The 3547-nt window shown below is 69.2% G+C and carries 5 protein-coding genes and 1 pseudogene; 4 read left to right on the forward strand and 2 right to left on the reverse strand.

Going from position 1 to position 3547, the window contains the following annotated elements; all coding sequences use genetic code 11:
* Positions 1-69: 69 nt before the first annotated feature.
* Both A5650_RS05510 and A5650_RS27275 read left to right on the forward strand, forming a co-directional pair.
* Positions 70-420, forward strand: coding sequence for a metallopeptidase family protein (locus tag A5650_RS05510; RefSeq protein ID WP_067287239.1), 351 nt, complete (start codon positions 70-72; stop codon positions 418-420).
* A 48-nt stretch (positions 421-468) separates the two neighbouring features.
* Positions 469-681, forward strand: coding sequence for a hypothetical protein (locus A5650_RS27275; protein WP_082950623.1), 213 nt, complete (start codon positions 469-471; stop codon positions 679-681).
* On the opposite strand, the gene A5650_RS05515 is transcribed toward A5650_RS27275, so the two are convergent.
* Complete coding sequence (locus A5650_RS05515; protein ID WP_067287243.1) at positions 661-1356, reverse strand: histidine phosphatase family protein; 696 nt, start codon at positions 1354-1356, stop codon at positions 661-663. The genes A5650_RS27275 and A5650_RS05515 overlap by 21 nt on opposite strands.
* Positions 1353-2279, reverse strand: coding sequence for a prephenate dehydratase (gene pheA, locus A5650_RS05520; protein WP_067287246.1), 927 nt, complete (start codon positions 2277-2279; stop codon positions 1353-1355). The genes A5650_RS05515 and pheA overlap by 4 nt, the downstream gene beginning before the upstream one ends.
* A gap of 109 nt (positions 2280-2388) precedes the next feature.
* On the opposite strand from pheA, the gene A5650_RS05525 reads away from it, so the two are divergent.
* Entirely contained in the window at positions 2389-3186 is a 798-nt protein-coding gene (locus tag A5650_RS05525) for a DUF2470 domain-containing protein (protein WP_067287249.1), read from the forward strand.
* A gap of 19 nt (positions 3187-3205) precedes the next feature.
* A pseudogene (locus A5650_RS05530) lies at positions 3206-3547 on the forward strand (CPBP family intramembrane glutamate endopeptidase); the annotation flags it as partial.

Raw genomic sequence — 3547 nt, forward strand, 5'->3', positions numbered from 1 at the left:
TTCCGCCGCCGCCCGCGCCCGAGCAGGTCCCACCGCCGGCCGCACCGCCACCGCCGGGTCAGTAATCGCATGGTCGTTCAGATGAGCCCGCAACGGTTCGACGAACTCGTCTCCGAGGCGCTCGATCTGATTCCGCCGAAGCTCGCCGACGCGCTGGACAATGTCGTCGTCCTGGTCGAGGACCGCAACGACGAGGAGCCCGATCTTCTCGGGCTCTATCACGGCGTCGCGCTCACCGAACGCGATTCGTGGTACGCGGGCTCGCTGCCCGACACCATCACCATCTACCGCGAGGCGCTGCTGGAGCACTGCGACAGCGAACAGGACGTCGTCGACGAGGTCGCCGTGACCGTCATCCACGAGGTCGCCCACCACTTCGGCATCGACGACGAACGGCTGCACGAACTCGGCTGGGGATAGCCCGCGCGGCAACCACGCTTTGTCACCCGTTGGTGCTATCAAGGGGCCATGACCGAGTGCCGAGACTGCGAGGCGGGCCTCGAGCACTGCCATGGCACCGTCATCCACCACATCTCGTATCGGACCGAGTGCACCGAACCTGACTGTGTGACGCCGGAAGTCGCGCACGCGTTCGTGATCGACTGCGAGGCGATCGGCTGCACTCCCCAAGCATGCTGTGGGCCCAGCGTCGTTTCGGTATCAGCCCATCGGGTCGGCTGAGCGCAGCGCGTCCTCGACCGGGTGCACATCGGGCTCAGGGTAGAACGGCGGCGTCAGCGAGCCCCACTGCACGCAGCTCCACCGGCCGTCGGTGATCGGTGCGAGTACGACGGCCTCGGTGTTGCCGAGGTGGTGGTCGAGCGCGAAGCTCCTCTCAACCCCGGCCAGCACCGAGGACACCAGCCGGATCGCTGCGCCGTGGCTGACCACCACGATGTCGCCGTGCCACGAGTCGTCGTCGAGGTGACGCATTCGCAGTTGGGTGATGGTCGGCACGTATCGCTCCAGCACGTCGTTACCGGTCTCGCCGTTCGGCATGGGCACGTCGAGATCGCCGTCGTGCCACTTCTGGTAGATGCTCTCGAACGTCGCGATCGCCTCGTCGTCGTTGCGATCCTCCAGATCACCCACCTGAACCTCGTGGACACCGCCGAGTTCGACTGGCGGCAGCCGCAGAGCGCCGGCGATCTCCTCGGCGGTCTGGCGGGCCCGGTGTGCCACCGAATGCGCCAGCAGCGCGGGAACGGCGGGGTGACCGCCGATGGACCGTGCAAATGTCCGCGCCTGCTCGCGGCCGAGGTCGGTCAGCTCCGCGCCCGGCGGTCGGGTGTCGAGGCGACGATCGACGTTGGCCAGCGACTGTCCGTGGCGCACCAGCACCAGGCGCCCGCTCAACGCTTCCCCTCTCTGAGGCGCGCCAGCCAGCGGGAGGCTTCGTCGAGACCGGGGGGCGCTGCGCCCGCGGCCGCTCCGGTCGGCCATGAACCGAGGAATCGCATATCCGAGCAACGACGGTGCAGCGCCTTGAATGCCTCTGCCACCGCATCGTCGTCGATGTGGCCGACGCAGTCGAGGAAGAAGATGTAGGTGCCCAATCCCGTTCGGGTGGGCCGTGATTCGATGCGGGTCAGGTCGATGTCGCGCACGGCGAGCTCGGTCAGCGCCGATACGAGCGCACCGGGGACGTTGTCGAGCCGCAGCACCACCGAGGTGCGGTCGGCGCCGGTGCGCCGCGGCGGCGGGGCCGGCGGTCCGACGAGCACGAACCTGGTGCGCGCGTTGGGTTCGTCCACGACGTCGGACGCCAGCGCCACGAGCCCGTAGCGCTTGGTCGCCAGCGCCGTGCTCACCCCCGCGTCGGCGCGGCCCTCGGCGACGTCGTTGGCCGCCGCGGCGTTCGAGTTGGCGGGCACCACCCGCGCCGACGGCAGATGCTCGGCGAGCCAGTTGCGCACCTGTGCGGCCGCGACGGGGAAGGCGGCGATGGTCGCGACCTCTTCGACCGCTGTCCCGTCACGCACGGCGATCGTGAACGACACGTCGAGCGTGAGTTCGGCGACAATCTGTAGCGGCGTGCCCGTCGCGAGCCCGTCCAACGTCGGAAGCACCGACCCCTCGATCGAGTTCTCGATCGGCACGCAGGCGTAGTCGGCGCGCTCGTCGCGCACCGCTTCGAGCGCGCCGATGGTGCTGTCACAGGGGACCGGGGTCACGTCGTCGGCGCCCGCCCCGCCGGGCAGCATGCCGCCCCCCGCCATCTCGAGCAGCGCCGCCTCGGTGAATGTCCCTTGGGGTCCGAGATAAGCAATGCGCGGCACAGATCAACACTATCGGGTCGCCGCGGTAATGCCGTTCCGCTGCACGAAGGCCTTGCAGGATTCGCCGGTCGATAGTTAAGTTAGGCTCACCTTATCTGAAGGAGGCGCGATGGCGACACCGGTCACGGCACCGACGACAGCCGAGCGGATCCGCAGCGCGTGCGCCAAGGCGGGCGGCGCGATGCTCGCGATCGAGGGCTGCGAGAACAGCGGCCCGACCGAGACACCCGTTCACCACCTGCTCAACGACGGCTCGTTCGCGATCACCGTCCCCGCGGACAGCGCGGTGGCCGCCGCGGCTGTCGGGGCCGGAGTCGGTGGTGTGCAGGGCGTGCTGGAGATGACGGACTACGCGCCGCTGCCCCTGCGTGAGCCGGTGCGCTCGCTGGTGTGGATCCAGGGACGCCTGCACGACGTCGCCGCGGGCGAAGTGTCGGCCCTTCTCGACCTGATCGCCTCGGAAGACCCGAATCCGGCCCTGCTGCAGGTGAACTCCGCGCCCGCCGACGGCGACCAGGGATACACGCTCCTGCGGCTGGAGATCGACTCCGTCGTCGTCGCCGATTCCACGGGCGCCGAGTCGGTCAGCGTGAGCACGCTGCTGGACGCACGGCCGGACCCGTTCTGCGCAATGGAGTCGTGCTGGCTGCAGCACATGGAGTCGGCACACCGCGATGTGGTCGAGCGGCTCGCCAGCCGACTCCCGATGTCGTTGCGCCGCGGCCGTGTTCGCCCGCTGGGCCTGGACCGCTACGGCGTGCAACTGCGGGTGGAGAGCGACGAAGGCGACCACGACGTGCGGCTACCGTTCACCCGGCCGGTCGACGACGTCACCGGTTTGAGCCAGGCCATCCGCGTCCTGATGGGCTGCCCGTTCCTCAACGGGCTGCGCACACGGAAACTCTGACCGCACTACCGTAGCTCCGGTGACCGGCGCCCCCGACGAGCTCACCGACCCCGCCCGCCGGGCCCTGCGCATCGAGATCGTCGTCGTGCTGGCGGTGACGTTCGGCCTGTCGGCCTACAGCGCTCTGCTCAACCTGATCGAATCAGTGCTGCTCGGCCTGTCCGGACAGGTCGTCGCGCTCAATCCGCGCCGGTCCCCGTTCGACCTCATCGACCTCGGACTCAACCTCGTCTGGGTGTTTCAGCTGTCGGCGTGGGGCGCGCTGGCGTTATACCTGTTGTGGCGCAGTGGAATTGCGCTGCGCTCGATCGGGCTGGGTCGGCCCCGATGGCGGCCCGACCTGCTCGGTGGGGTCGGCCTC

Source organism: Mycobacterium sp. 1164985.4, assembly GCF_001668575.1.
Taxonomy (GTDB): domain Bacteria; phylum Actinomycetota; class Actinomycetes; order Mycobacteriales; family Mycobacteriaceae; genus Mycobacterium.

Excerpts from the sequence above, each read along its gene's own strand:
- A5650_RS05510 (WP_067287239.1), top strand. The coding sequence starts at position 70 with ATGGTCGTTCAGATGAGCCCGCAACGGTTCGACGAACTCGTCTCCGAG.
- A5650_RS27275 (WP_082950623.1), top strand. The coding sequence starts at position 469 with ATGACCGAGTGCCGAGACTGCGAGGCGGGCCTCGAGCACTGCCATGGC.
- A5650_RS05525 (WP_067287249.1), top strand. The coding sequence starts at position 2,389 with ATGGCGACACCGGTCACGGCACCGACGACAGCCGAGCGGATCCGCAGC.